This window comes from Pseudomonas sp. FP818 (assembly GCF_030687335.1).
GTDB classification, from domain to species: Bacteria; Pseudomonadota; Gammaproteobacteria; order Pseudomonadales; family Pseudomonadaceae; genus Aquipseudomonas; species Aquipseudomonas shahriarae.
Genome location: NZ_CP117427.1, coordinates 1519177 through 1540322, shown reverse-complemented (window position 1 = coordinate 1540322; position 21146 = coordinate 1519177). Strand labels below are relative to the sequence as shown.

Annotated in this window: 24 protein-coding genes; 8 read left to right on the top strand and 16 right to left on the bottom strand. The window is 60.9% G+C overall.

From position 1 onward, the window contains the following. Nucleotides 1-80: 80 nt before the first annotated feature. Entirely contained in the window at nt 81-677 is a 597-nt protein-coding gene (locus tag PSH80_RS06960) for a tRNA-uridine aminocarboxypropyltransferase (protein WP_057958842.1), read from the bottom strand. Nucleotides 678-679: 2 nt separating this feature from the next. Beyond that, entirely contained in the window at nt 680-1573 is an 894-nt protein-coding gene (locus PSH80_RS06955) for a LysR family transcriptional regulator (protein WP_057441205.1), read from the bottom strand. A 176-nt stretch (nt 1574-1749) separates the two neighbouring features. On the opposite strand from PSH80_RS06955, the gene speB reads away from it, so the two are divergent. Then, nucleotides 1750-2700: an agmatinase gene (gene speB / locus PSH80_RS06950; protein ID WP_120732183.1), complete on the top strand. Its 951-nt coding sequence runs from the start codon at nt 1750-1752 to the stop codon at nt 2698-2700. A gap of 53 nt (nt 2701-2753) precedes the next feature. After that, complete coding sequence (locus PSH80_RS06945) at nt 2754-4136, top strand: sodium:solute symporter (protein WP_305419642.1); 1383 nt, start codon at nt 2754-2756, stop codon at nt 4134-4136. A gap of 52 nt (nt 4137-4188) precedes the next feature. Here the strand turns inward: PSH80_RS06945 and PSH80_RS06940 are convergent, their stop codons facing one another. From PSH80_RS06940 to PSH80_RS06925, 4 genes are all read right to left on the bottom strand, one after another. After that, entirely contained in the window at nt 4189-4569 is a 381-nt protein-coding gene (locus tag PSH80_RS06940) for a hypothetical protein (protein WP_178112939.1), read from the bottom strand. Beyond that, nucleotides 4566-5144, bottom strand: a complete 579-nt coding sequence (locus tag PSH80_RS06935) for an N-acetylmuramoyl-L-alanine amidase (RefSeq protein WP_225923844.1) — start codon at nt 5142-5144, stop codon at nt 4566-4568. Before PSH80_RS06935 ends, PSH80_RS06940 begins: the two co-directional genes overlap by 4 nt. A 281-nt stretch (nt 5145-5425) precedes the next feature. After that, complete coding sequence (locus PSH80_RS06930) at nt 5426-5548, bottom strand: PA1414 family protein (RefSeq protein ID WP_003210728.1); 123 nt, start codon at nt 5546-5548, stop codon at nt 5426-5428. Nucleotides 5549-5687: 139 nt separating this feature from the next. Further along, entirely contained in the window at nt 5688-6581 is an 894-nt protein-coding gene (locus tag PSH80_RS06925) for a LysR family transcriptional regulator (protein ID WP_057441212.1), read from the bottom strand. A gap of 102 nt (nt 6582-6683) precedes the next feature. Between PSH80_RS06925 and PSH80_RS06920 the strand changes: the two genes are divergently transcribed. After that, on the top strand, nt 6684-7847 hold the full coding sequence (locus PSH80_RS06920; RefSeq protein WP_198818392.1) for a YbfB/YjiJ family MFS transporter: 1164 nt from the start codon (nt 6684-6686) through the stop codon (nt 7845-7847). On the opposite strand, the gene PSH80_RS06915 is transcribed toward PSH80_RS06920, so the two are convergent. Beyond that, on the bottom strand, nt 7837-8244 hold the full coding sequence (locus tag PSH80_RS06915; RefSeq protein WP_305419639.1) for a DUF2177 family protein: 408 nt from the start codon (nt 8242-8244) through the stop codon (nt 7837-7839). The genes PSH80_RS06920 and PSH80_RS06915 overlap by 11 nt on opposite strands. 66 nt (nt 8245-8310) lie before the next feature. Further along, a complete protein-coding gene (locus PSH80_RS06910; RefSeq protein WP_029292380.1) occupies nt 8311-9147 on the bottom strand; it encodes a S1 RNA-binding domain-containing protein in 837 nt (278 codons plus the stop codon). Between the two features lie 334 nt (nt 9148-9481). On the opposite strand from PSH80_RS06910, the gene PSH80_RS06905 reads away from it, so the two are divergent. From PSH80_RS06905 to PSH80_RS06895, 3 genes are all read left to right on the top strand, one after another. Then, on the top strand, nt 9482-9661 hold the full coding sequence (locus tag PSH80_RS06905; protein ID WP_007946007.1) for a hypothetical protein: 180 nt from the start codon (nt 9482-9484) through the stop codon (nt 9659-9661). A 218-nt stretch (nt 9662-9879) separates the two neighbouring features. Further along, nucleotides 9880-10602 carry a TorF family putative porin gene (locus tag PSH80_RS06900; protein WP_057958836.1) on the top strand — a complete coding sequence of 241 codons (723 nt, stop codon included), beginning with the start codon at nt 9880-9882 and terminating at the stop codon, nt 10600-10602. 66 nt (nt 10603-10668) lie between these two features. Next, nucleotides 10669-11535: a DUF6279 family lipoprotein gene (locus tag PSH80_RS06895; protein WP_057958835.1), complete on the top strand. Its 867-nt coding sequence runs from the start codon at nt 10669-10671 to the stop codon at nt 11533-11535. Here the strand turns inward: PSH80_RS06895 and copD are convergent. The 5 genes from copD to PSH80_RS06870 all read right to left on the bottom strand — a co-directional run bounded on the left by copD (nt 11532) and on the right by PSH80_RS06870 (nt 16034). Then, the gene (gene copD / locus PSH80_RS06890; protein ID WP_057958834.1) at nt 11532-12458 is read right to left on the bottom strand and encodes a copper homeostasis membrane protein CopD; all 927 of its coding nucleotides are present in this window, start codon (nt 12456-12458) and stop codon (nt 11532-11534) included. The genes PSH80_RS06895 and copD overlap by 4 nt on opposite strands. Beyond that, nucleotides 12455-12829: a copper homeostasis periplasmic binding protein CopC gene (copC, locus tag PSH80_RS06885; RefSeq protein ID WP_057958833.1), complete on the bottom strand. Its 375-nt coding sequence runs from the start codon at nt 12827-12829 to the stop codon at nt 12455-12457. The genes copD and copC overlap by 4 nt, the downstream gene beginning before the upstream one ends. Nucleotides 12830-12881: 52 nt before the next feature. Then, entirely contained in the window at nt 12882-13724 is an 843-nt protein-coding gene (locus PSH80_RS06880; protein WP_057958832.1) for a copper resistance protein B, read from the bottom strand. Nucleotides 13725-13734: 10 nt separating this feature from the next. Then, complete coding sequence (locus PSH80_RS06875; RefSeq protein WP_057958831.1) at nt 13735-15546, bottom strand: copper resistance system multicopper oxidase; 1812 nt, start codon at nt 15544-15546, stop codon at nt 13735-13737. Between the two features lie 98 nt (nt 15547-15644). After that, nucleotides 15645-16034 (bottom strand): transcriptional regulator, encoded by a 390-nt coding sequence (locus tag PSH80_RS06870; protein ID WP_200660363.1) that lies wholly within the window; start codon nt 16032-16034, stop codon nt 15645-15647. Nucleotides 16035-16189: 155 nt separating this feature from the next. On the opposite strand from PSH80_RS06870, the gene PSH80_RS06865 reads away from it, so the two are divergent. After that, the gene (locus tag PSH80_RS06865) at nt 16190-16465 is read left to right on the top strand and encodes a hypothetical protein (RefSeq protein ID WP_057441219.1); all 276 of its coding nucleotides are present in this window, start codon (nt 16190-16192) and stop codon (nt 16463-16465) included. A gap of 48 nt (nt 16466-16513) precedes the next feature. Here the strand turns inward: PSH80_RS06865 and PSH80_RS06860 are convergent, their stop codons facing one another. Beyond that, a complete protein-coding gene (locus PSH80_RS06860; protein WP_057441220.1) occupies nt 16514-17860 on the bottom strand; it encodes a DEAD/DEAH box helicase in 1347 nt (448 codons plus the stop codon). 193 nt (nt 17861-18053) lie between these two features. On the opposite strand from PSH80_RS06860, the gene PSH80_RS06855 reads away from it, so the two are divergent. Continuing rightward, the gene (locus PSH80_RS06855; protein ID WP_057958828.1) at nt 18054-19352 is read left to right on the top strand and encodes a mechanosensitive ion channel family protein; all 1299 of its coding nucleotides are present in this window, start codon (nt 18054-18056) and stop codon (nt 19350-19352) included. Between the two features lie 120 nt (nt 19353-19472). Here the strand turns inward: PSH80_RS06855 and PSH80_RS06850 are convergent, their stop codons facing one another. Next, nucleotides 19473-20342, bottom strand: a complete 870-nt coding sequence (locus PSH80_RS06850) for a carboxylate/amino acid/amine transporter (RefSeq protein WP_057441227.1) — start codon at nt 20340-20342, stop codon at nt 19473-19475. A gap of 203 nt (nt 20343-20545) precedes the next feature. Further along, nucleotides 20546-21145 carry an FMN-dependent NADH-azoreductase gene (locus PSH80_RS06845; protein ID WP_057444346.1) on the bottom strand — a complete coding sequence of 200 codons (600 nt, stop codon included), beginning with the start codon at nt 21143-21145 and terminating at the stop codon, nt 20546-20548. Between the last annotated feature and the right edge of the window lies 1 nt (nt 21146).

Genomic DNA, 21146 nt, shown 5'->3' with positions numbered 1-21146 from the left:
CGCCGGCAAGCCAGCTACACATCGACCGCGTATGTCTTGAGCGGCGCGGTCAACGGGGGAGCTGGACCTGGGTGAACCGGCTAATCACCCCCATGATTGCGCTGAAACACCTCCTCCCCCATCGCTGCAATCTGCCCGTCGATCAACGCCTCAAACGGCCGCAACAACGGATCAAATGACTGCGGCGCCTCCAGCACCTGCAACGCCTGCACAATTGCCTCCACCGTCGACAACGCCCCTGGCCCCGGTGCCTTGCGCAACCGGTAACGGGACACTGCGCCCGCCGCCAGAGTCACCCGTGGCAACGCCGCCAGCAGCGGGTTGAGGTGCAGCAACTTGCGCGCCTTGCGCCAGGTACCGTCGGGCACCACCAGCAGCAACGGCTCATCGGATGGGCCATAGGTCTGCAGCGACTGCGCCTCTTCGCCAGGAAACAGCAGCCGTGCCTGATACCCCGGAGGGTTGAGCAAGGTCTGCAAGCCTTCAAATACTTCGCCCACTACCAACTGCGCATTCACCAGGCCCAACGCGGCGAGGCGCGCGGTGTTGAGCGCATGGTTGACCTCGCTGGGATGCTGCAACAGCAACACCCGGGTACGGCTGTGCAGGCTCGGGATCAGCGCGCACAGGCAGTGGGTGGTCGGCCGCAGGCAGCGGGGGCATTGGGGTCTGGACATATTCAGGCCTGATTGAGCTGTGCTTTGAGTAAATCGCGGAAGGTCTGGATCAACGGTTCGCGGCTGCGCCCACGGCGCATGATCAGCGAAAACGGCGCCTGGTAGCCAAAGGTCGCCGGCAGCAGCACCCGCAAGTCGCCCTTGTCGGCCCAGGCCTGGGCGTAGTGCTCGGGCAAGTAGCCGATGTAGGCGCCGGACAACACCAGGATCAACTGCGCCTCCATACTTTCTACAGTGGCGGCGCTGTGTTTGAAGCCATGGCGCGCCAGTTCCGCCTGGCTCCAGTAACCGCGCCCGACCATGCGTTGCTGGGTAATCACCTGCTCCGGAATGCGTCGCTCGCTGAACAGCGGATGCCGCGAGCTGCAATAGAGCCAGTGCTGTTCGCGGTACAGCGGCATGTAGACCAAGCCGCTCATGCGGTTGGAGAAGGCGCCAATGGCCAGGTCCAGACGATTGTCCTGCACCCCCAGTTGCAGTTCGTAGGGGCTCATCACCGATAAGTGCAGATGCACCGCCGGATGCTCGAGGCTGTAGGCGCCGATGACTTCGGCAAATGGCAGGGCCTTGTCGCTGACGGTCGAATCAAGCACACCCAGTTTGAGCGTGCCGCGCAGTTCGCCCTTGAGCGCCGCCGCGTATTGCTCGAAGCCCTCCAGTTCGCCCAGCAGGCGCAAGGTTTCCTGGTGAAACAACTCGCCCTTGCTGGTCAGGCTGAACCCGCCACGCCCGCGATGGCACAGCACCAGGCCCAACGCGCCTTCCAGTTGGCTCATATAGGTGCTGATGGCCGACGTCGACAGGTTGAGCTCATGCTGGGCATTGGCAAACCCCTGGTGGCGCACGACGCTGACGAAGATGCGCAGCAATTTCAGGTCGGGCAAGGCATTGGCCATGGACGCTCCAGGCAAAAAGTCGGCGGACAGGGAACAGGTTTCGCAAACCGGTGGAGTCTACCCCAGGCATTAGTTTAGAAAAATCTGAACTAAGTATTTCCCCACAGCGATTCTTCCGTTGCCGGGCATTTCGCAGAATCGGCCTCTGATAACCACAACAACGATGAGGCACTGCCGTGGACAAGATCTTTCACCAACCACTGGGCGGCAACGAAATGCCGCGCTTTGCCGGCATCGCCACCATGATGCGCCTGCCCCACCTGCAAACCGCCGCCGGCCTGGATGCGGCCTTTGTCGGCGTGCCCCTGGATATCGGCACCTCGCTGCGCGCCGGCACCCGCTTCGGGCCGCGTGAAATCCGCGCTGAGTCGGTGATGATCCGCCCCTACAACATGGCCACCGGCGCTGCGCCGTTCGACTCGCTGTCGGTGGCCGATATCGGCGACGTGGCGATCAACACCTTCAACCTGCTGGACGCCGTGCGCATTATCGAAGAAGCCTACGATGAGATCCTCGGCCATAACGTAATCCCGCTGACCCTGGGCGGCGACCACACCATCACCCTGCCGATCCTGCGGGCGATCCACAAGAAACACGGCAAGGTCGGGCTGGTGCATATCGACGCCCACGCCGACGTCAACGACCATATGTTCGGCGAGAAAATCGCCCACGGCACCACCTTCCGCCGGGCCGTCGAAGAGGGCCTGCTCGATTGCGACCGTGTGGTGCAAATCGGCCTGCGCGCCCAGGGCTATACCGCCGAAGACTTCAATTGGAGCCGCAAACAGGGGTTCCGCGTGGTCCAGGCCGAAGAATGCTGGCACCACTCCCTCGCGCCGTTGATGGCCGAAGTCCGGGAAAAGGTCGGCGGCGGCCCGGTGTACCTGAGTTTCGACATCGACGGCATCGACCCGGCCTGGGCGCCCGGCACCGGCACCCCGGAAATCGGCGGGCTGACCACCATCCAGGCGATCGAGATCATCCGGGGCTGCCAGGGCCTGGACCTGATTGGTTGTGATCTGGTGGAGGTTTCGCCGCCCTACGACACCACCGGCAACACCTCGTTGCTGGGCGCCAACCTGCTGTACGAAATGCTCTGCGTACTGCCTGGAGTCACGCACCGTTGATGTAGCGCGTCACCTGATTAGTCCATAAAAACAATAACTGGAGAGGCGCCACCATGGCTCTGGATCTATTCGTCGTACTTATCTACGCCGCCGGCATGCTCGTGCTCGGCTATTTCGGCATGCGCCGGGCCAAGACCCATGAAGTTTACCTGGTCGCCGGGCGCAACCTGGGGCCGACCCTGTACATGGGCACCATGGCCGCGACGGTGCTGGGCGGCGCGTCCACGGTGGGCAGCGTGCGCCTGGGTTATGTGCATGGTATTTCCGGGTTCTGGCTCTGCGCGGCGCTGGGCACGGGGATCATTGCGCTGAACCTGTTTCTCGCAAAACCCTTGCTCAAGCTGAAAATCTTCACCGTGACCCAGGTCCTGGAGCAGCGCTACAACCCCACGGCCCGCCAGGCCAGCGGGCTGATCATGCTGGCCTATGCGCTGATGCTGGCGGTGACCTCGATCCTGGGGATCGGCACCGTATTGCAAGTGATGTTTGACCTGCCGTTCTGGGCCGCCATCCTGCTGGGTGGTGGCGTGGTGCTGGTGTATTCGACCATTGGCGGCATGTGGTCGCTGACGCTAACCGATATCGTGCAGTTTGTGATCAAGACCGTCGGCCTGATGTTTATCCTGCTGCCGATCTGCCTGTACCGCGTAGGCGGCTGGGATGAACTGGTGGCCAAACTGCCGGCGGCCAGTTTCAGCTTCACCAGCATCGGCTGGGACACCATCATCACCTACTTCATGATCTACTTTTTCGGCATCCTGATCGGCCAGGACATCTGGCAACGGGTGTTTACCGCCCGTGACGCAAAAGTCGCCCAGTACGCAGGAACCTTCGCCGGCTTCTACTGCATCCTCTACGGCCTGGCCTGCGCCCTGATCGGCATGGCCGCCCATGTGCTGATCCCGGACCTGGACAACGTCAACAACGCCTTCGCCGCCATCGTCAAACTGTCGTTGCCCGATGGCCTGCGCGGCCTGGTGATCGCGGCGGCCCTGGCGGCGATGATGTCCACCGCCAGCGCCGGCCTGCTCGCCGCGTCCACCGTGCTGACCGAAGACCTGCTGCCGCGCCTGCGCGGCGGCAAGCAGTCGAGCCTGAACATCAACCGCCTGTTCACCCTGCTGACTGGGGTGGCCGTGCTGGGTATCGCCTTGATAGTCACCGACGTGATCAGCGCACTGACCCTGGCCTATAACCTGCTGGTCGGCGGCATGCTGATCCCATTGATCGGGGCGATTTACTGGAAACGCGCTACGACGGCGGGCGCGATCAGCGCCATGGCATTGGGGTTTGTCACGTCACTGGTGTTTATGGTCAAGGATGGCTTGGAGGCAAACACGCCGATCTATTACAGCCTGGGCGTGAGTGTGGTGAGTTTTGTGCTGGTGAGTCTGCTGTCGCGTCGGCCAGAGGTGGCGGCGGCCGATGCAGCCTGAGTGAAGCTGGCTTGAGCGGGTGCGATGTCGGTTGTCGCACCCACCCTCTTATTTACTGTTCAGGTCTTTCAAACAGATCACCACATTCGTCACAGGCAAAGTACTGCTCTTTCGCCGAACACCAGATAACCCCAGTAGCTCCCGCCCTAACCTGCCATGTGCAGATATGCCCGTTGTACTTCAGGTTGCCCTCCAGATAACAAGGGGCCCACTCGTAACGGTCATGCAGGGTGCGGCTATCAATCTTCGAGGCGCGCTGGAAAAACGCCTGCACACGGTTTGGATCAAGGGGCACATCAGAAGGCCGGCAACTCTCAGGTTCTTGGGATTGGAAGCTGGAGACAACAATGCCTTCAAGGTCGGGCGTGTGCCGATCCGTACATCCCGCAAGAACGAGCAATGCGCCTATCGGCCATGCTTTGATCGGCATCATTCCCACACCGCACTACTGGCTTCACCCGGGTTTTTATAGGATATCTGCGGGTGCCTGTAGACATCACCCGAGGAGAGGTTGAAATGAACATATAACTCGTTGACGAGCCATTGAAGGGATTGGTTCTGCAAGGGGGTAACGGACTCATACCGCGAGGTATCCAAGTGTTTGCCCACCAATTCGATGCCAATAGAGTCGGAGTTCACAGGATAGCGTTCAGGATAGCTTTTTGCTCGCTCATGTGCGTCCAACGCCTTGATCTGCGCAGTCCACGATAACGCTTGAATACGGGCCACCTGGGCGCTGTCACACGATTTTTTATCAATCGCCAGGCACTTCGAGCGTATGAGCTTTCCAACGTGGTAGCAGCGCTTTTTCAAGCTGGCCGTCTGGTAAACAAAGCCATTTTTATCAATCAGAAAGTGCGCACCACTGCCTTTTGCAAGGTAGCCGTTGAACGTATGTTGCGCAGTAGGTGCATCCGTCTGGTGGACAACTAAAGCATGTATACCGTGCAGATCCCCATGCTCAATCGCGTAAAACCGACGCAGTATCACCTTGGCGGAAACCAGCATTCCATCACTGTTAACACACGACATAGCCCTGTCTTCCTTCCTTGAAGAGAGCAGGAATATAAAGCGTCCAAACACGGAAGTGGTCGAGGGAGCAGACAAAAAGAAACGTCCGACCAGAATACTTCCAGGGTCAGACAAGGTGAGCGCAACTTAATTTAGGAGTCCGGACTTAGACTGGTACAAAGCAATCGCATACAACCGCACGCCCAATCTACTGTGCTTCAGGGACAGTGTGACGAGTGATCGCGCCCAAACACCAATGTCTGAGCGCTTTTCCGGACTTACCTGCGACGCGGGCGGCGCTGTTCGTCATCGGTGCGGATTGGCACCGGTTGCAGCGGTGGCTCGATCAAGCCGAGTGCGACGCCGAGGTCGTGCAGCCAGTTTTGCAGTTTTTCTTTCATGGTGCCCCCTTTGAGGGTAGTGCCGAGCAGCTGGAATTCTGTGGCTGCTTCCTACAGATAGTAGTACTAAGTCCCACGTAATGCTTGTCTGAAACCGCAACGAACCATTACTGAATTGATACAAATCCTGACGGGGCGGTCAGGCAATCGCCCGGGACTCTTGTACAGGCCGCGTCTTGCCCTCTTGCTGCAGGTCAATCCATGCATTGAGATTAGCCCCGAGCATGCCTTTGCGCCACATCAGCCAGGTGGTGGCGTGGGCAAATGGCTCGGCCAGGGGATGGATCGACACGCTGTCCTTGCCGGGCAGGCTGTCGAGCATCGACTCGGACATCAACGCAACCCCGGAACCGGCAATCACACATGCAAGCATGCCTTGATAGGACTCGATCTCGATGGCGCGACCCATGGCCACACGGTCGTGGGAAAACCACGCCTCCAGGCGCGCCCGATAGGAACAACTGCGTCGGAAGGTGAACACCGCGCGCCCGGCCACATCCTGCGGGCCGCGTACCGGTGGGTGGTCCGCCTCGCAGATCAGCAGCAGGCGCTCCTCACACAGCGGTACGCCGTCCAGGGTCGCCAGGGTCAACGGGCCATCCACCAGCGCCGCATCCAGGCGCCCGGTGATCAGGCCTTCGAGCAGTTCACCACTGGGCGCCGACTGCACTTGCAGGTTCACCATGGGGTAAGCCTTGTGATATTGCGCCAGCAGTTTCGGCAAATGGATCGCAGCGGTGCTGTACATGCTGCCCAGCACAAAATCCCCGGCCGGTTGGCCACCCTGCACGGCACCGTGCGCTTCATCATGCAGGGCCAAAAGGCGCGTGCTGTAGTCGAGCAGCACCTTGCCGGCAGGCGACAGTTGCAGGCGCTGGCGCTCGCGCACGAACAGCTCGACGCCCAGTTGCTCTTCCATTTGCTTGAGGCGGGTCGAGAGGTTCGATGGCACCCGGTGCAGACGCTCTGCAGCACGGGTGATGGAGCCCTCTTCGGCCACGGCCTGGAAAATACGCAGTTGGCTGAACTCCACGACCTTTCTCCTAAACTGAACAAGTTGCTCAGTATTATTCATTTTTACTGAACACTAATCCACCTTAGCCTGAGGTCATCGCTTCTTCCTGGAATTTGGCCCATGTCTCCCCTGATTCGTTTACTCGCCAGTTTTATCGCCCTGATGATGGCCATGGGCATTGGCCGCTTTGCTCTCACCCCGCAGATGCCGCACTTGCTCAGCGAAGGGCAAATCGACCTGACCGCCGCCGGGCTGATTGCCGCGGCCAACTACCTGGGCTATTTCGTGGGGGCCGTGGACTCGATGTTCGCGCGCAGTCATCACCACATACGCGGACGGTTGCTCGGCGGGTTGTGGTTGTGTGTGCTGCTGACCCTGGCGTCGTTCTGGGCCAACGGCTTCTGGTCGCACCTGTTGCTGCGCTTCGGCACGGGTGTGGCCAGCGCCTGGGTGCTGGTGATGATTACCGGCCTGAGCCAGCCGCTGGCGATTGCCGCCGGGCGCCCGCGGCTGGGGGCACTGGTGTTTGCCGGGCCTGGACTGGGGATCCTGCTGACGGGATTGTTGGCACTGGCCTCCAACCTGTTGGGCGAGGATTCGGCAACACTGTGGCTGGTGTACGGCGTGGTCGCCCTGGGCATGTTGCTGGTGATCCTGCCGTTCCTGCCCAAGCCGGACAAGGGGGCGCCGCAAAGCAGCGCCCCTGCCGGGCGCAACGGCAGCATCGCGCATCTGGGCTGGATTTACCTGCTGTATGGCCTGGGCTACATCATTCCGGCCACCTTCCTGTCGCAAATGGCCAGCGCGCAGTTCAAGGGCGCCTGGCAGGCAGACCTGTTCTGGCCATGCTTTGGCTTGGCGGCGGCCCTGGGCGTGTTGCTGGTCAGTCTGCGCAAGCCCAACCCCGACACCACACGCTACTGGTTGATGGCAACCCTGGGGATGCAAGCGATTGGCGTCTTCGCCTGCCTGTGGGGCAATGGCGTGGGATTGGTGCTGGGTGTATTGCTCTGTGGGCTGCCATTTCTGGCCTGCATGCAATTGGTGATGCAACGTTCGCGGGAAGTTGCGCCCCACGGCGCGCAACGGAGCACCGGCCTGCTGACGGCATGTTTTGCCCTGGGCCAGTTAAGTGGCCCGCTGCTGGCGTCGTTGAGCAACCATTTTAGCGGCGGCTTGCAGCCGGCACTGACGTTAGCCGGCAGCGGCTTGATACTGGCCGGAGCGCTACTGCTACGCCCCGCCCAGGTAAAGGTTGATTGCCGGGCGCCGGTCAGCCGCTGACGCGCCGCGCCGCCCAGTATCCCAGCGAGCAGCAGGCCGCGGTGAGAAAGGTGCCCCACGCCATGTCCATCACTGCCAACCCCGCAGACCAGCCTTGCAAGGTCGCCCAGTTGCTCAGGTCGTAGGTGCCATAGGCGACCAACCCAAGCAAGGCACCGAGGCGGGCAGCCCGTTGCCAGCTGCCACTGGCCAGCGCCGGCAACACTACAAAGGCCACGCAGCCGAACACATAAAGGCAGTAGAACAGCGCCGCCGGGAGCAATCGCGGTTGCTCAAGCATCAGCGGCCCGAGCAGGCCCTTGTAGGTCGGCCCCATCAATACCCCAAGCCAGAGGCCATCGAGCACTAAAAAAGCCAACAACGTACCGAGGTAAGCAAACACGACTTTTTTGCCCATGGCGATGACCCACTGCAGGAGCCGGCTGACCGGCGATAGCGACGCCTACACAAGAGCAGGTTGCAATCAGCTTAGTTCAATACGATCAGCGTGAATTACGATCTGCCCCTGCTTGTACAGCGCACCAATGGCCTTCTTGAAGTTGCCCTTGCTCACGCCAAACAAGTTGCTGATCACGGTCGGGTCACTCTTGTCGCTGACCGGCAGGCTGCCGTTGTTTTCACGCAACTTGGCGAGGATCTTCGAGTTCAGGCTGGACGCCGCTTGCTCGCCGACCGGCTGCAGGCTCAGGCTGATATTGCCGTCGGCGCGGATTTCCTTGATGAAGCCCTTCTCTTCCTTGCCCGGACGCAGGAACTTGAACACTTCGTTCTTGTGGATCAGGCCCCAGTGCTTGTTATTGATGATTGCCTTGAAGCCCATATCAGTGGCTTCGGCAACCAGCAAGTCGACTTCCTGGCCCACGGTGTAGTTGGCCGGCGTCTTGTCCAGGTAACGGTCCAGGCGCGCGGTGGCGGTGATGCGCTTGGTGTGCTTGTCGAGGTAGACGTGCACCACACAGTATTCACCGGCGGTCAGCTGGCGTTTTTCTTCGGAATACGGCAGCAGCAGGTCCTTGGGCAGGCCCCAGTCGAGGAACACCCCGATGCTGTTGACTTCAACCACTTTCAGGCTGGCGAACTCGCCCACCTGCACTTTTGGTTTTTCAGTGGTCGCGATAAGTTTGTCATCGCTGTCCAGATAAATAAAAACGTTAAGCCAGTCTTCATCTTCACTGGGAATATCTTTGGGAATATAACGATTGGGCAAGAGGATTTCGCCCTCTTGTTCACCGTCCAGATACAAACCAAAGTTAGTGTGTTTAACCACTTGCAAACTGTTGTAGCGCCCGACTAAAGCCATTTCCAATACCCTCATTGCGTGGGCGGCATTCTACCCGAGTTGAAGGCGGCGGTCCCGTGTCCAGGCGCGCAACCCTGAAAAATCGCGGGTTTGCCGGGCACTTGCCGACAATTGCCCCGCTCGTCAGGTCAAGCTGCCGCCGTGCAGCAATGGCCAGGTGCTATTTTTACCCACGGTTTCTATTTAAAACAGCGAGTTAGGGCCTTCGACCAAAGACCAACTTCGGGCTTTTATAATAGCGCAGCTTATTCCTGGGAGATATTTACCAAGCAATTGTCAAGCATTTCATGTACGATGCCTGGCCAAGTTAATTTTCTACAGGTTAGTGGCCGCCATGCGCGTAAAAGCATCCAACAGCAAAGCAAAGCCAGCTCCCGCCGTTGAAACCAGCGAATCGATCAACAACCAAATCGCCGCGTTCCTCAAGTCCGGTGGCGAAATCCAGCAGATCGCCAAGGGCGTGAGCGGCCAGACATTCGGCCCGTCCAAGCAGATCACCCTGGGTAAGAAGTAAGCGCGCAAGCCGCCTACGCACCCCACCTGGTCCCTAAGCGCCTTGCCTATCAAGGCGCTAGGACTAGAGCCAGCAACATCCCCCCGACACACATTCAACCACGCCAATCGACGAACGGGTCTCAATACCTGACTTTCGCCGGTATGCTTGCACACGTCTAGAACGGGCATTTGCCCGATTTCTCCCGTTACTGCTCCTCGCTTTTCATGGAGTGAAGCGTGCTCAAACCCTGTATTTTTCTGGTCAGCGCCCTGCTTGCCAGCCCCCTCGCCGAAGCGCAGGTGTTCCAGCGCGAACTGGGCGACTTCGACTTGAAACTGGGCACCACGCCCGGCCGCAGCATGGCCCAGGGCCTGGTCAAACCCACCACACCGGGCAGCAACTCGTTTCACGGCGGCCTCGACCTGAGCCACGCCAGCGGCCTGTACTTCGGCCAGTTCTCTCCGAGCATGGGCCTGTCGCCCGCGAGCAAACTGGAAGTCGATTCCTACATGGGCTTCAAGCGCCCGTTCGACCAGACCCTGGGCTATGAACTGGGGATGATTCACTACAGCTACCCCAAGCTGAGCCCCCTCGACAGCCAGGAGTTCTACGGCGGCCTGAACCTGCTGGGCAATCGGTTTGGCGTGTCACTGGGCAATGACCCCGACCGTCGCGACAGCACCCTGTTTGCCGACCTGGGCGGCACCCAGCCGTTTGGCATTGGCGTGAGCATGAAGTACACCACTCATCAGTTGGGCGCCCCGGCCTCGGTGGAGGGCGGCTCTATCCGCAGTTTCAGCGACTGGTCGGTGAAATTTTCCCGACCGTGGATGGGCATGGACCTGGACCTGATCTACAGCGACTCCAACCTCAACGGCAGCGACTGCTCGGCCTACTCCGGACACAATTCGCAATGTGATGGCCTGTTGACCCTAAAGGCCGAGCGGTCGTTTTATTGATGGGCTGAACTGTCACGCCCCCGGCGGGTTCAGATGAACATCCCTGGTCTGCGCAAGGACTCGCCCATGCTGCGTCGGTTAAGAATCCTGGCTGCTTTACTGGTCCTGAGCGCCCTGCTTGCCGGCTGCAACCGCGTGGGCCTGGCCTATCGCAATCTCGACGTGATCATCCCCTGGACCCTCAACGACTACCTGGACATGAACGCCGGGCAGAAAAGCTGGTTCAACGAAACGCTCAAGGAACACCTGGCCTGGCACTGCACCACCCAATTACCTGGCTACCTGGACTGGCTCGACCGCCTGCAGCAGATGGTCGACAGCCACCAGGTCAGTGACGCCGCCCTGCAAGCCCACGCCCTTGAAGCCAAGCAAGCAATCGCCGACGTCGCCCGGCAAATCACCCCATCAGCCATCGAGTTGCTGCGCGGGCTGGATGAGCAGCAAGTGCGCGAGATGGATGCCGCGCTGACCAAGGACCTGGGCAAACGCCAGAACGAATACCTCAAGCCGCCCCTGGAGCAACAGATCAAGGAGCGTAGCGAGCGCATGAGCAAGCGCCTGGATGCCTGGCTAGGCCCATTGAGCGCCAGCCAGCAAGAGCGTGTGCTGGCCTGGTCCACTGCCCTCGGCGCGCAGAACCAGCAATGGATCGGCAACCGTGCCCATTGGCAGGCGCAGTTCATCGCCGCAGTCAATCAACGGGCCAGCAGCGACTTCCCACGCAAGATGGAGCAGTTGCTGGTGGACCGTGAAAGCCTGTGGACCGCGGACTATCGCCAGGCCTATGCCCAGACCGAAGCCGCAGCCCGCAGTCTGCTGGTGGACGTGATGGCCGAAAGCACGGTGCAACAACGCCAGAAGCTGGTGCAGAGAATCGCTAAGGTGCGCAGCGATTTCCAGGCACTCAAGTGCCTCAAGGACAGCCCGGCCTAGTCGGACGACATCGGGCCCAATGTCCCCAGCCCTGCCACCAACCCCAGGATCAGCAGCACCGCGCCAAACTCCAGGCTCAAACTGCGGCGCAGGGCACGACAGGCCATTGCCTGCTCGCCGGTCTCCACCGCCCGCAGCAGAAGCGGGCTCAGATGGAAGCGGTTGAGTGCCGCCATAGCCAACATCACCCCAAACAACGCCAGTTTCAGGCTGAATAAAATGCCGTAGGTACTCTGGATAATCCCGTCCAGCTTCGCCCCGACCACCAACAGGTAATTCACCACGCCAGTGACTATCAACACCGCCACCAGCACCGCGCCGACCACCTCAAAGCCGGTCAGCGCCCTGGCCAGGATCCTCACTGGCGCAATGTCCTGCGTGTTCCCAGGCAGCAACAGCAGCCCAAACGCCGCCAATGCCCCGAACCAGGCGCCGGCCGCCAACAGGTGTGCGCTGTCGGCCATCAAGTGCCAGGCGCGCAGCGCCCCGTCACTCATCGCGCCGTGACCGGCCCAGGCCAGTGTCGCCAGGGCGACACCGGCGGCACAGGTCGCCAGCCATAGACTGCCGGTGGGCCATGCCGCACCGGCCATAACAGCCAGCACCGCGAACCACAACGCCCCGATACGCAGTATCCAGGTCAAGCCCAGCTCGGTCTGCCACAGCATCATCTGCACATGCGGCCCAAGGGCCTGCCACGCTTGCTCGCCGCTCATGGCCCGCGTCATCACCAGCAACGAAGCCATTGAAAGCAGCACGCCCAGGATGGCAGTGCCGGCCAGCCAGCCCCTGATATTCAAGACCACACCGGACACTCGTTCCGACGCCTTCAAGCCATACAGAGCAAACAACCCCAAGCCAAACAGCAGCATCAGGTCCAGGTACAACGCAAACCGTAAGGCGATACCCAGTAAGTCACTCATGGCTGGACGCTGAACACCAGATTACCGGTGATGGGATGGGTATCCGACGACACCGCACGCCAGTCCACCCTGTAGGTCCCGACCGGCAGCGGCGCCGTGGGCTTGATCAGCATCACCTTGGGATCACTGCCGCCCGACACGCTGGCCTTGACCGGCATGGGTGAATGGGCCATGCCGGGCATCGCGGTCATGATCAGTTTGGCCCCGGAGAACTGCGTTATCAGGTTCTCCGAAAAATGCAGCTCGATGGTTGCGGGGGCAGCGCCCTTGGCGCCATCGGCTGGCGATGAAGACAACAACGTCGGATGTGCCAATACCGGCACACTCATCAACAGTCCAGCACACAGCGCAACCGCTTTAAACACAGACATGCAAGGCTCCTGGCCGCTCATGACGGCAGGTTATTAGTAAAGTGGTGTTCCATCAGAACCACAGGCGTACACCCAAGACCCAGCGCACCTCGTTGCGGTCCTCGCCCTCATCCCTGGCGTATTCGGCCGTCTGGCCATAGGCGCGATTCCAGGTCACGCCGACATAAGGGGCAAACTCGCGGCGGATTTCGTAACGCAGCCGCACCCCGAGTTCGGTGTCTGCCAGGCCGGAACCAATCCCGCGCCCGGGGTCGTTTTTCCCATAGAAGTTGGCCTCGGCGGTGGGCTGCAAGACCAGCTGGTTGGTCAGCAAAATGTCGTAGTCACCTTCCAGGCGCGCGGCGCTCTGGCCGCCGTCGCCGACAAACAGCGTGGCCTCGGCTTCAAAGTTGTACAGGACCATGCCTTGCAGGCCGAAGGCCGCCCACGTCTGACTGTCGCCTGGCTTGAAGTCCTGGCGCATACCGGCCACCACATCCCACCAGGGGCTGATAGCGTGCCCCCATAACGCCTGGACCTCGGCCTTTTCGGTCTTGCCCTTGGCGCGCTCGCCCTCGGTGCGTAACCACAGGCGATCAATATCGCCGCCCACCCAGCCGTTGACATCCCACCCCAGGGCATTGCCATCGTCGGAGCCCTGCCATTCCAACTGATTGATGACAAACAACGAGTTGAGACCGCTGTCATGCACCTTGTGCCCACCCGGTGCGTTGTAGACCGCTGCACGGTCTGCGTCGGTCAACACCGGGATCGGCGTGCGACTGTGGCTGGTGGCCGCCGGCTTGGCGGGCGCCATGCCCTGCATCTGGCTGTGATCCATGGTTTGGGCAGTGGCCAGCGCCACCGGTGCGCAGGTGGCGATCAGCAGTGCAACAGGTCGAAATAAAGGGTTCATGGTCGGCTCCTCACTCTTGCACCCGGACTTCACGGAACATGCCCATTTCCATGTGGTACAGCAGATGGCAGTGGAAGGCCCATCGCCCCAGGGCATCGGCCGTCACCCGGTAGCTGCGACGCGAGCCCGGCGGCATGTCGATCGTATGTTTGCGCACCATGAACTGGCCGTTTTCGTCTTCCAGGTCGCTCCACATGCCATGCAGATGGATGGGGTGGGTCATCATGGTGTCGTTGACCAGCACCAGCCGCACGCGCTCGCCATAGGTCAGCCGCAGCGGCTCGGCATCGGAGAACTTCACCCCGTCGAAGGACCAGACGAACTTCTCCATATGCCCGGTCAGGTGCAACTCGATGGTGCGGCCGGGTTCGCGGCCATCGGGGTCGGCAAAGGTGCTGCGCAAGTCGGCATAGGTCAGGACCTTGCGTCCGTTGTTTCGCAGGCCAATCCCCGGGTCGTCGAGCTTGGGCGAGGTGCTCATCGCCTGCATGTCCACCAGCGGGTTGTTGCTTTCGCTGGCCGGATGGCTTTGCATCGACATCCCCGCCATCGCGCTGTGGTCCATGCCGGGCATCGCACTGTGGTCCATGCCTGCCATGCTCTGCCCATCCATGCCGGACATGCCTTGCATCACCCCGCCGTCCATCCCGGCCATCTGTCCATGGTCCATGTCCGGCATATCGCCCATGGCGCCGTGGTCCATGCCGCCCATCCCCACATCGTCCATGGTCAACCAGGGACGCGGGGCCAGCGCTGGAACCGGCGCCAGTAATCCCGGCTGGCGGCTGAGGGTGCCGCGTGCATAGCCGGTACGGTCCATGGCTTGGGCAAACAGGGTGTAGGCCGCCTCGCTTGGCTCGACGATCACGTCATACGTCTCGGCCACGGCGATGCGCAACTCGTCCACGCTGACCGGTTTTACCGGCTGGCCGTCGGCAGCCACCACCGTCATCTTCAGGCCTGGAATACGCACATCGAAGTAGGTCATGGCCGAGCCGTTGATAAAGCGCAGGCGGATTTTCTCACCGGCGCGAAACAGCCCGGTCCAGTTTTGCGCTGGGACCTGGCCGTTCATCAAATAGGTGTAGGTCGTGCCGCTGACGTCCGCCAGATCCGTGGGGTTCATCTTCATTTTCGCCCACATCAGGCGGTCGGCGGCAGTAGCCGACCAGCCCTTGTCGGCCACATCCTTGATGAAGTCGCCCACGGTGGGCTTATGCAGGTTGTAGTAATCGGACTGTTTCTTCAGGGTTTTCATCAGGGCGGCGGGATCTTCGTCGGTCCAGTCGCTGAACATCACCACGTAGTCACGCTGGTAAGTGAAGGGTTCGGGCTCCCTGGGGTCGATCACCAGCGGGCCGTAGACCCCTTGTTGCTCCTGGAGCCCGGAGTGGCTGTGATACCAGTAGGTGCCGTGCTGGTTGACCTTGAACTGGTAGACATACACCCCGCCCGGCTCGATCCCCTTGAAACTCAGGCCCGGCACGCCATCCATATTTGCCGGCAGGATAATCCCGTGCCAGTGGATCGACGTCGGCTGCGCCAGGCGATTGTGCACGCGCAAGGTTACGGTATCGCCTTCACGCCAGCGCAGCAGCGGGCCTGGCAGGCTGCCGTTGATCGTCAGCGCGGTGCGCACGTGGCCGGTGAAATTGACCGCAGTCTGGCCGATAGACAGCTCGAACTCGCTGCCCGCCAGCACACCCGGCTGCCCGGTGCTGGCCAGGGCCCAGACCGGTGGCCGCCACAGGCCTGCGCCGCCCAGCAGGCCGGCCGCAGCCAAGCCTTTGACGAAGGTTCGTCGAGAAGTGTTGGAGTGCATGCCGATACCGTTCCCGTCAATTGAATGACTGCAGAGTAGGGATCGGCGCCTGTCAGTTGGCTTAGCGCCAGATTACCAATTTGACAGTTTGCGCGTGCTCAGGCGATCTGTGCCTTGGAGGCCACCATCTCGAACGTCGCCGGGTCCAGCGCGTCGGCCTGCTCGTCGAGCACTTGGCGCGGGTGATCGTTACCCGGGATGGAACTGTCGATCAGCGCCAGCAGCCGCGCACCCAAGGGCGTCAAAATGAAATTCTCGCCGTTGCCGCCCTCGTCTTCAGGCCGGGACTCGATAAAGCCGCGCTTGAACAACAGCGCTTCGTAATCGGCGGCGGTCTTTTTCAACGCATCCAGATCGCCAGTGAACTCGCCGGCCGTGGCCTTATCGGCCGCTTCCTGTTCGGCATATTTGCGCGGGGCAAAGCTGCCCTCGCCGTTCTGTACTTCATGCAACAGACGTTCGATCAGATCCCAATTGTAAGTGCTCATCCTGAATCCTCCTGCAGGCACACCGACTGGGTGCCTTCAAAAGTTGTGACCTGTGGCGGCTGCGGGCGTTCAGCCGGGTAGACGGGCGTGATTGCACTGAACTTTTCACAGGCCAGCCCCCTCAACCGGGTATCACCGCCAAGGAGGTCTACCCCATGAAAACCCTGATGCAACTGGCTGTCGCCGCCGCCCTGTTGAGCGCCCTGCCCGCCTGGGCCTGTACCCCGGAAGAAGCCACGGAAAAACGCGAACAACTGGCCAAGGAAGTCAGCACCCTCACCCAGCAGAACCCGACCAAGGCCAAGGAAATCAACGACGAGCTGCAGCAGATGGACCTGGACACCGAAAGTGCGAAATTTCCCGACAAGTGCCAGTTGATCGAGGCGCGACTCAAGGAGTTGAAGGAAGCGGCGGCCAAGGCGAAAAACTGAGGGCATAAAAAAACCGGACATTGTCCGGTTTTTTAGTGCGCTGGCGTATTACTCGGCAGCCGGTGCTTCTGGCTTGCGGCGCTTGAGCGGCGCCATGCCGTCCTTGCTGACCAACGACAGGTTGTCGGTCTTCGGCCGGTTGGCGATCTTGCGCTTGGTCGGCGACTTGGCGCCGGTTTTCTTCTTGTCGCCCTTGGCGTCGACCTTTTTCTTCTTCACGCCCACGGCCTTGCCCGAAGCCTTGACCTTCTTCGGCCCGGTGTAGGTGCCTTTGACTTCCTTGATGGTGCGGCGCTCGAACGACTGCTTGAGGTAGCGCTCGATGCTCGACATCAGGTTCCAGTCGCCATGGCAGATCAGCGAGATGGCCAGGCCATCGTTGCCGGCACGCCCGGTACGGCCGATACGGTGCACATATTCGTCGCCGCTGCGCGGCATATCGAAGTTGATCACCATGTCCAGGCCTTCCACGTCCAGGCCGCGGGCGGCGACGTCGGTGGCTACCAGAATCTTCACGCCGCCCTGCTTGAGTCGGTCGATCGCCAGCTTGCGGTCCTTCTGGTCCTTCTCACCGTGCAATACAAACGCCTTGTACTCCTGCGCCACCAGGCGCCCGTAGATCCGGTCGGCCATGGCACGGGTGTTGGTGAACACGATGGCTTTCTGATAAGTCTCGTTGGCCAGCAGCCAGTTGAGAATCTGCTCTTTATGCACATTGTGGTCAGCGGTGACGATCTGCTGGCGGGTGGTGGAGTTCAGGTCGCTGACGTTATTGACCTGCAGGTGCTCAGGGTTGTTCAGGACCTTGGCGACCATCTCGCGCAGGGTCGAGCCGCCGGTGGTGGCAGAGAACAGCATGGTCTGCTGGCGGTTGACGCACTCTTCGACGAGGCGCTGCACGTCGTCGGCAAAGCCCATGTCGAGCATGCGGTCGGCTTCGTCCAGCACCAGCACTTCGACTTCCTTGAGGTCCAGGTTGCCGGCGTTCAGTTGCTCGATCATCCGCCCAGGGGTACCGATCAGGATATCCGGGACCTTGCGCAGCATGGCGGCCTGGACCTTGAAGTCTTCGCCCCCGGTGATCAGGCCGGACTTGATGAAGGTGAACTGCGAGAAGCGTTCCACTTCCTTCAAGGTCTGCTGGGCCAGCTCACGGGTAGGCAGCAGGATCAGAGTCTTGATGCTGACACGGATCTTGGCCGGGCCGATCAGACGGTTGAGGATCGGCAGGACGAAAGCGGCGGTCTTGCCACTCCCGGTTTGAGCCGTCACCCGCAGGTCACGCCCTTCGAGCGCGAGCGGGATGGCCGCTGCTTGCACAGGCGTAGGCTCGACAAATTTAAGCTCGGCCACGGCTTTGAGCAGGCGTTCGTGCAGGGCGAATTGGGAAAACACGGGTGCTACCTCGAAGAAATACAAAAAATCAGCTGCATAGGGTAACGGTTTCGGGCGCTCAGGCCGAGTTTCTTTACGCGAAGTGGGCCAAACAGATGGTTTTTTGTCAGGTGATTTGTCTGCCTGCACAACTTTGCAGCACTTAAATGCTCTAATCGCCCCGTCATGTCTTACAGAAGAATCGCGTTAAACCATGGATATCAAACAGCTCTGGCTCAACGTCCAGGACCTCTGGGGTGCCCTGGACCAACATCCGCTACTGCATTCAAGCCTGGCTTTGCTGGTGCTGCTGGTGGTGGCCCTGCTGGTCGGACGGGTGGCACGCTACCTGATCCTGCATGCGGTCAAGTTGCTCGGCCGCCAACCTGCCCTGCATTGGCTCAATGACCTGCGCCATAACAAAGTCTTCCACCGCCTGGCCCAGATGACGCCGTCGCTGGTGATCCAGTTCGGCCTGCACCTGGTGCCGGAATTGAGCAAGACCAGCACGCTGTTTATCGGCAACGTGGCGCTGGCGTTCACCATTCTGTTCCAGGTATTGGCCATGAGCGCCCTGCTCAACGCCCTGCTGGATATCTACGCACGCACCGAACATGCCCGCACGCGCTCGATCAAGGGCTATGTGCAACTGGCGAAAATGGTGCTGTTCGTGTTTGGCGCGATCATCATCGTTGCAACCTTGATCGACCGCTCGCCGCTGTTGCTGCTGTCAGGGCTGGGTGCGATGTCGGCGGTGATCCTGTTGGTCTACAAGGACACGCTGCTGTCATTTGTCGCCAGTGTGCAATTGACCAGCAACGACATGCTGCGGGTCGGCGACTGGATCGAAATGCCCCAGGTCGGCGCCGATGGCGATGTGGTGGACATCACCTTGCATACGGTCAAGGTGCAGAACTTCGACAAGACCATCGTCTCGATCCCCACCTGGCGCCTGATGTCCGAATCGTTCAAGAACTGGCGCGGCATGCAGGCCTCGGGCGGGCGGCGGATCAAGCGCAGCCTGTTTATCGACGCGGCCGGCGTGCGTTTCCTGCGTGATGATGAAGAAGTGCGGATGACCCAGGTCCACCTGCTGACCGACTACATCAGCCGCAAACAGGCAGAATTGAAGGCCTGGAACGAAGCCCAGGGCCACAGCGCGCAGTTGTCGGCCAACCGCCGGCGCATGACCAACCTGGGCACCTTCCGCGCCTATGCCCTGGCTTATCTGAAGAGCCATCCGGATATCCAACCGAACATGACCTGCATGGTGCGCCAGATGCAGACCACCTCCCAGGGTGTGCCCCTGGAAATCTACTGCTTTACCCGCACCACGGCGTGGGCGGATTACGAGCGGATCCAGGGGGATATTTTTGACTACTTACTGGCGGTGCTGCCGGAGTTTGGTTTGAGCCTGTATCAGCAGCCGAGTGGTAATGACCTGCGGGCCGGAGTACTGCCGGCGGTGTTGGGTGCCAGTCATTTGCCGGTGCCGGAGAAGGCTACGCTCTAACCAGGCGCGAAGCAGCGCCTGGTTAGAGAGGGCTTGCCCGCGATAGCGGTGGGTCAGTCAACACATCTGTTACTGATCGTCCGCTATCGCGGGCAAGCCCGCCCCCACCTTTGGGAACGATCATTGCCGGCTGAGCGGCGCCGGGCGAATCCCCAACCGGCTGATCCACACCGCCGCCACAATCACCGCCCCGCCCAGGAACAGGCGCCCCAGCGGCTCATGCTGGTTCCAGATCAGCAGATTGAGCAGCAGCCCCACCGGCACATGCAGGTTGTTCATCACCGCCAGGGTGCCGCCGTTGACCAGGCAGGCGCCCTTGTTCCACCAGTACAGACCCAAGGCAGTGCTGACCAGGCCCAGAAACAGCAACACACCCCACTGCAACGGCGCTTCAGGCAGGAAGTTGGCCTTGCCGAACAGCAGGAACGCCGGCAACACCACGGCCAATGCCCCCAGGTAGAAATAGCCAAAGCGCCGGTAGTGCGGCAGGTCGCTCGGGTGTCGTGCCACCAGGCGCCGGTACAGCACCTGCCCGGCGGCGTAGGTGAAGTTGGCCAGTTGCAGCAACAAAAAGCCCATGAAGAAGTCCGGGTTGATCTGGTCAAAGCGGATCACCGCCGCCCCCGCCACCGCCACCAGCGCGGCAATCAGCGCCCAGGGGTTGAAGCGCCGGTTCAACGCGTCTTCGATCAAGGTCACATGCAATGGCGTGAGGATGGTGAACAGCAACACCTCCGGCACCGTCAACACGCGGAAGCTCAAATACAGACACACGTACGTCACGCCGAACTGCAACGCGCCGATCAGCAGCATGCCGCGCATGAACGCAGGCTCCACCGAGCGCCAGCGGGTCAGGGGGATAAACACCAGCCCGGCCAGCAGCACGCGCACCAGCACGGCGAAATAGCTGTCGACATGACCCGCCAGGTATTCGCCGATCAGGCTGAAGGAAAACGCCTGGATCAGCGTGACAATCAGTAAGTAGCCCATGTGCGCCTCATATTCGAATGGGCGCGACATTAGCGTCTTTCACGGCGGGGCGAAACTCGGCGCAAAAAAAACCCGACCTCGCTAAAGCGGCAGTCGGGCAGGAGCACTCAGGAGCAACAAGTGCAAAGGGAGGTTCGATACGCGTACTTGAAGGGTTGCGTGGGGCTATAAAAACACCGTGCGATTATCTGGCGATTAACGCGTCAGGCAACCTGTGCCAGCAGGGCCTTGGCGTGGTTCAAGCCCTTTTCCTGAAAGTCGCCACCCAGGTTCACCCCTTCGGCGTGGATAAAGGTCACATCATGGATCCCGATAAAACCCATGACCTGGCGCAGATACGGTTCCTGGTGATCGCTGCTCGCGCCGGTGTGGATGCCACCACGGGCGGTCAGCACAAACGCGCGCTTGCCGGTCAACAGGCCCTGGGGACCGGTGGCGGTGTACTTGAAGGTCACGCCGGCCCGCAACACATGGTCAAGCCAGGCCTTGAGGGTGCTGGGGATGGCGAAGTTGTACATCGGCGCGGCCATCACCAGCACATCGGCGGCCAGCAGTTCGTCGGTCAGGTGGTTGGAGCGCTCCAGGGACGCCTGCTCATCCACGCTGCGCTGCTCGGCCGGCTTCATCCAGCCGCCCAACAGGTTGGCGTCCAGGTGCGGCACTGGGTTGACGGCCAGGTCGCGCACGGTGATCTGATCGGCCGGATGGGCCGCCTGCCATTGGCTGATGAACTGTTGGGTCAGTTGGCGGGAAATAGAATCCTGCTGGCGGGCGCTGCTTTCGATGATCAGAACGTTAGACATG

Coding starts and splice junctions, on each gene's coding strand:
- PSH80_RS06960 (WP_057958842.1), bottom strand. CDS start 677: ATGTCCAGACCCCAATGCCCCCGCTGCCTGCGGCCGACCACCCACTGC.
- PSH80_RS06955 (WP_057441205.1), bottom strand. CDS start 1,573: ATGGCCAATGCCTTGCCCGACCTGAAATTGCTGCGCATCTTCGTCAGC.
- PSH80_RS06945 (WP_305419642.1), top strand. CDS start 2,754: ATGGCTCTGGATCTATTCGTCGTACTTATCTACGCCGCCGGCATGCTC.
- PSH80_RS06940 (WP_178112939.1), bottom strand. CDS start 4,569: ATGATGCCGATCAAAGCATGGCCGATAGGCGCATTGCTCGTTCTTGCG.
- PSH80_RS06935 (WP_225923844.1), bottom strand. CDS start 5,144: ATGCTGGTTTCCGCCAAGGTGATACTGCGTCGGTTTTACGCGATTGAG.
- PSH80_RS06930 (WP_003210728.1), bottom strand. CDS start 5,548: ATGAAAGAAAAACTGCAAAACTGGCTGCACGACCTCGGCGTCGCACTC.
- PSH80_RS06920 (WP_198818392.1), top strand. CDS start 6,684: ATGTCTCCCCTGATTCGTTTACTCGCCAGTTTTATCGCCCTGATGATG.
- PSH80_RS06915 (WP_305419639.1), bottom strand. CDS start 8,244: ATGGGCAAAAAAGTCGTGTTTGCTTACCTCGGTACGTTGTTGGCTTTT.
- PSH80_RS06910 (WP_029292380.1), bottom strand. CDS start 9,147: ATGGCTTTAGTCGGGCGCTACAACAGTTTGCAAGTGGTTAAACACACT.
- PSH80_RS06905 (WP_007946007.1), top strand. CDS start 9,482: ATGCGCGTAAAAGCATCCAACAGCAAAGCAAAGCCAGCTCCCGCCGTT.
- PSH80_RS06895 (WP_057958835.1), top strand. CDS start 10,669: ATGCTGCGTCGGTTAAGAATCCTGGCTGCTTTACTGGTCCTGAGCGCC.
- copD (WP_057958834.1), bottom strand. CDS start 12,458: ATGAGTGACTTACTGGGTATCGCCTTACGGTTTGCGTTGTACCTGGAC.
- copC (WP_057958833.1), bottom strand. CDS start 12,829: ATGTCTGTGTTTAAAGCGGTTGCGCTGTGTGCTGGACTGTTGATGAGT.
- PSH80_RS06880 (WP_057958832.1), bottom strand. CDS start 13,724: ATGAACCCTTTATTTCGACCTGTTGCACTGCTGATCGCCACCTGCGCA.
- PSH80_RS06875 (WP_057958831.1), bottom strand. CDS start 15,546: ATGCACTCCAACACTTCTCGACGAACCTTCGTCAAAGGCTTGGCTGCG.
- PSH80_RS06870 (WP_200660363.1), bottom strand. CDS start 16,034: ATGAGCACTTACAATTGGGATCTGATCGAACGTCTGTTGCATGAAGTA.
- PSH80_RS06865 (WP_057441219.1), top strand. CDS start 16,190: ATGAAAACCCTGATGCAACTGGCTGTCGCCGCCGCCCTGTTGAGCGCC.
- PSH80_RS06855 (WP_057958828.1), top strand. CDS start 18,054: ATGGATATCAAACAGCTCTGGCTCAACGTCCAGGACCTCTGGGGTGCC.
- PSH80_RS06850 (WP_057441227.1), bottom strand. CDS start 20,342: ATGGGCTACTTACTGATTGTCACGCTGATCCAGGCGTTTTCCTTCAGC.
- PSH80_RS06845 (WP_057444346.1), bottom strand. CDS start 21,145: ATGTCTAACGTTCTGATCATCGAAAGCAGCGCCCGCCAGCAGGATTCT.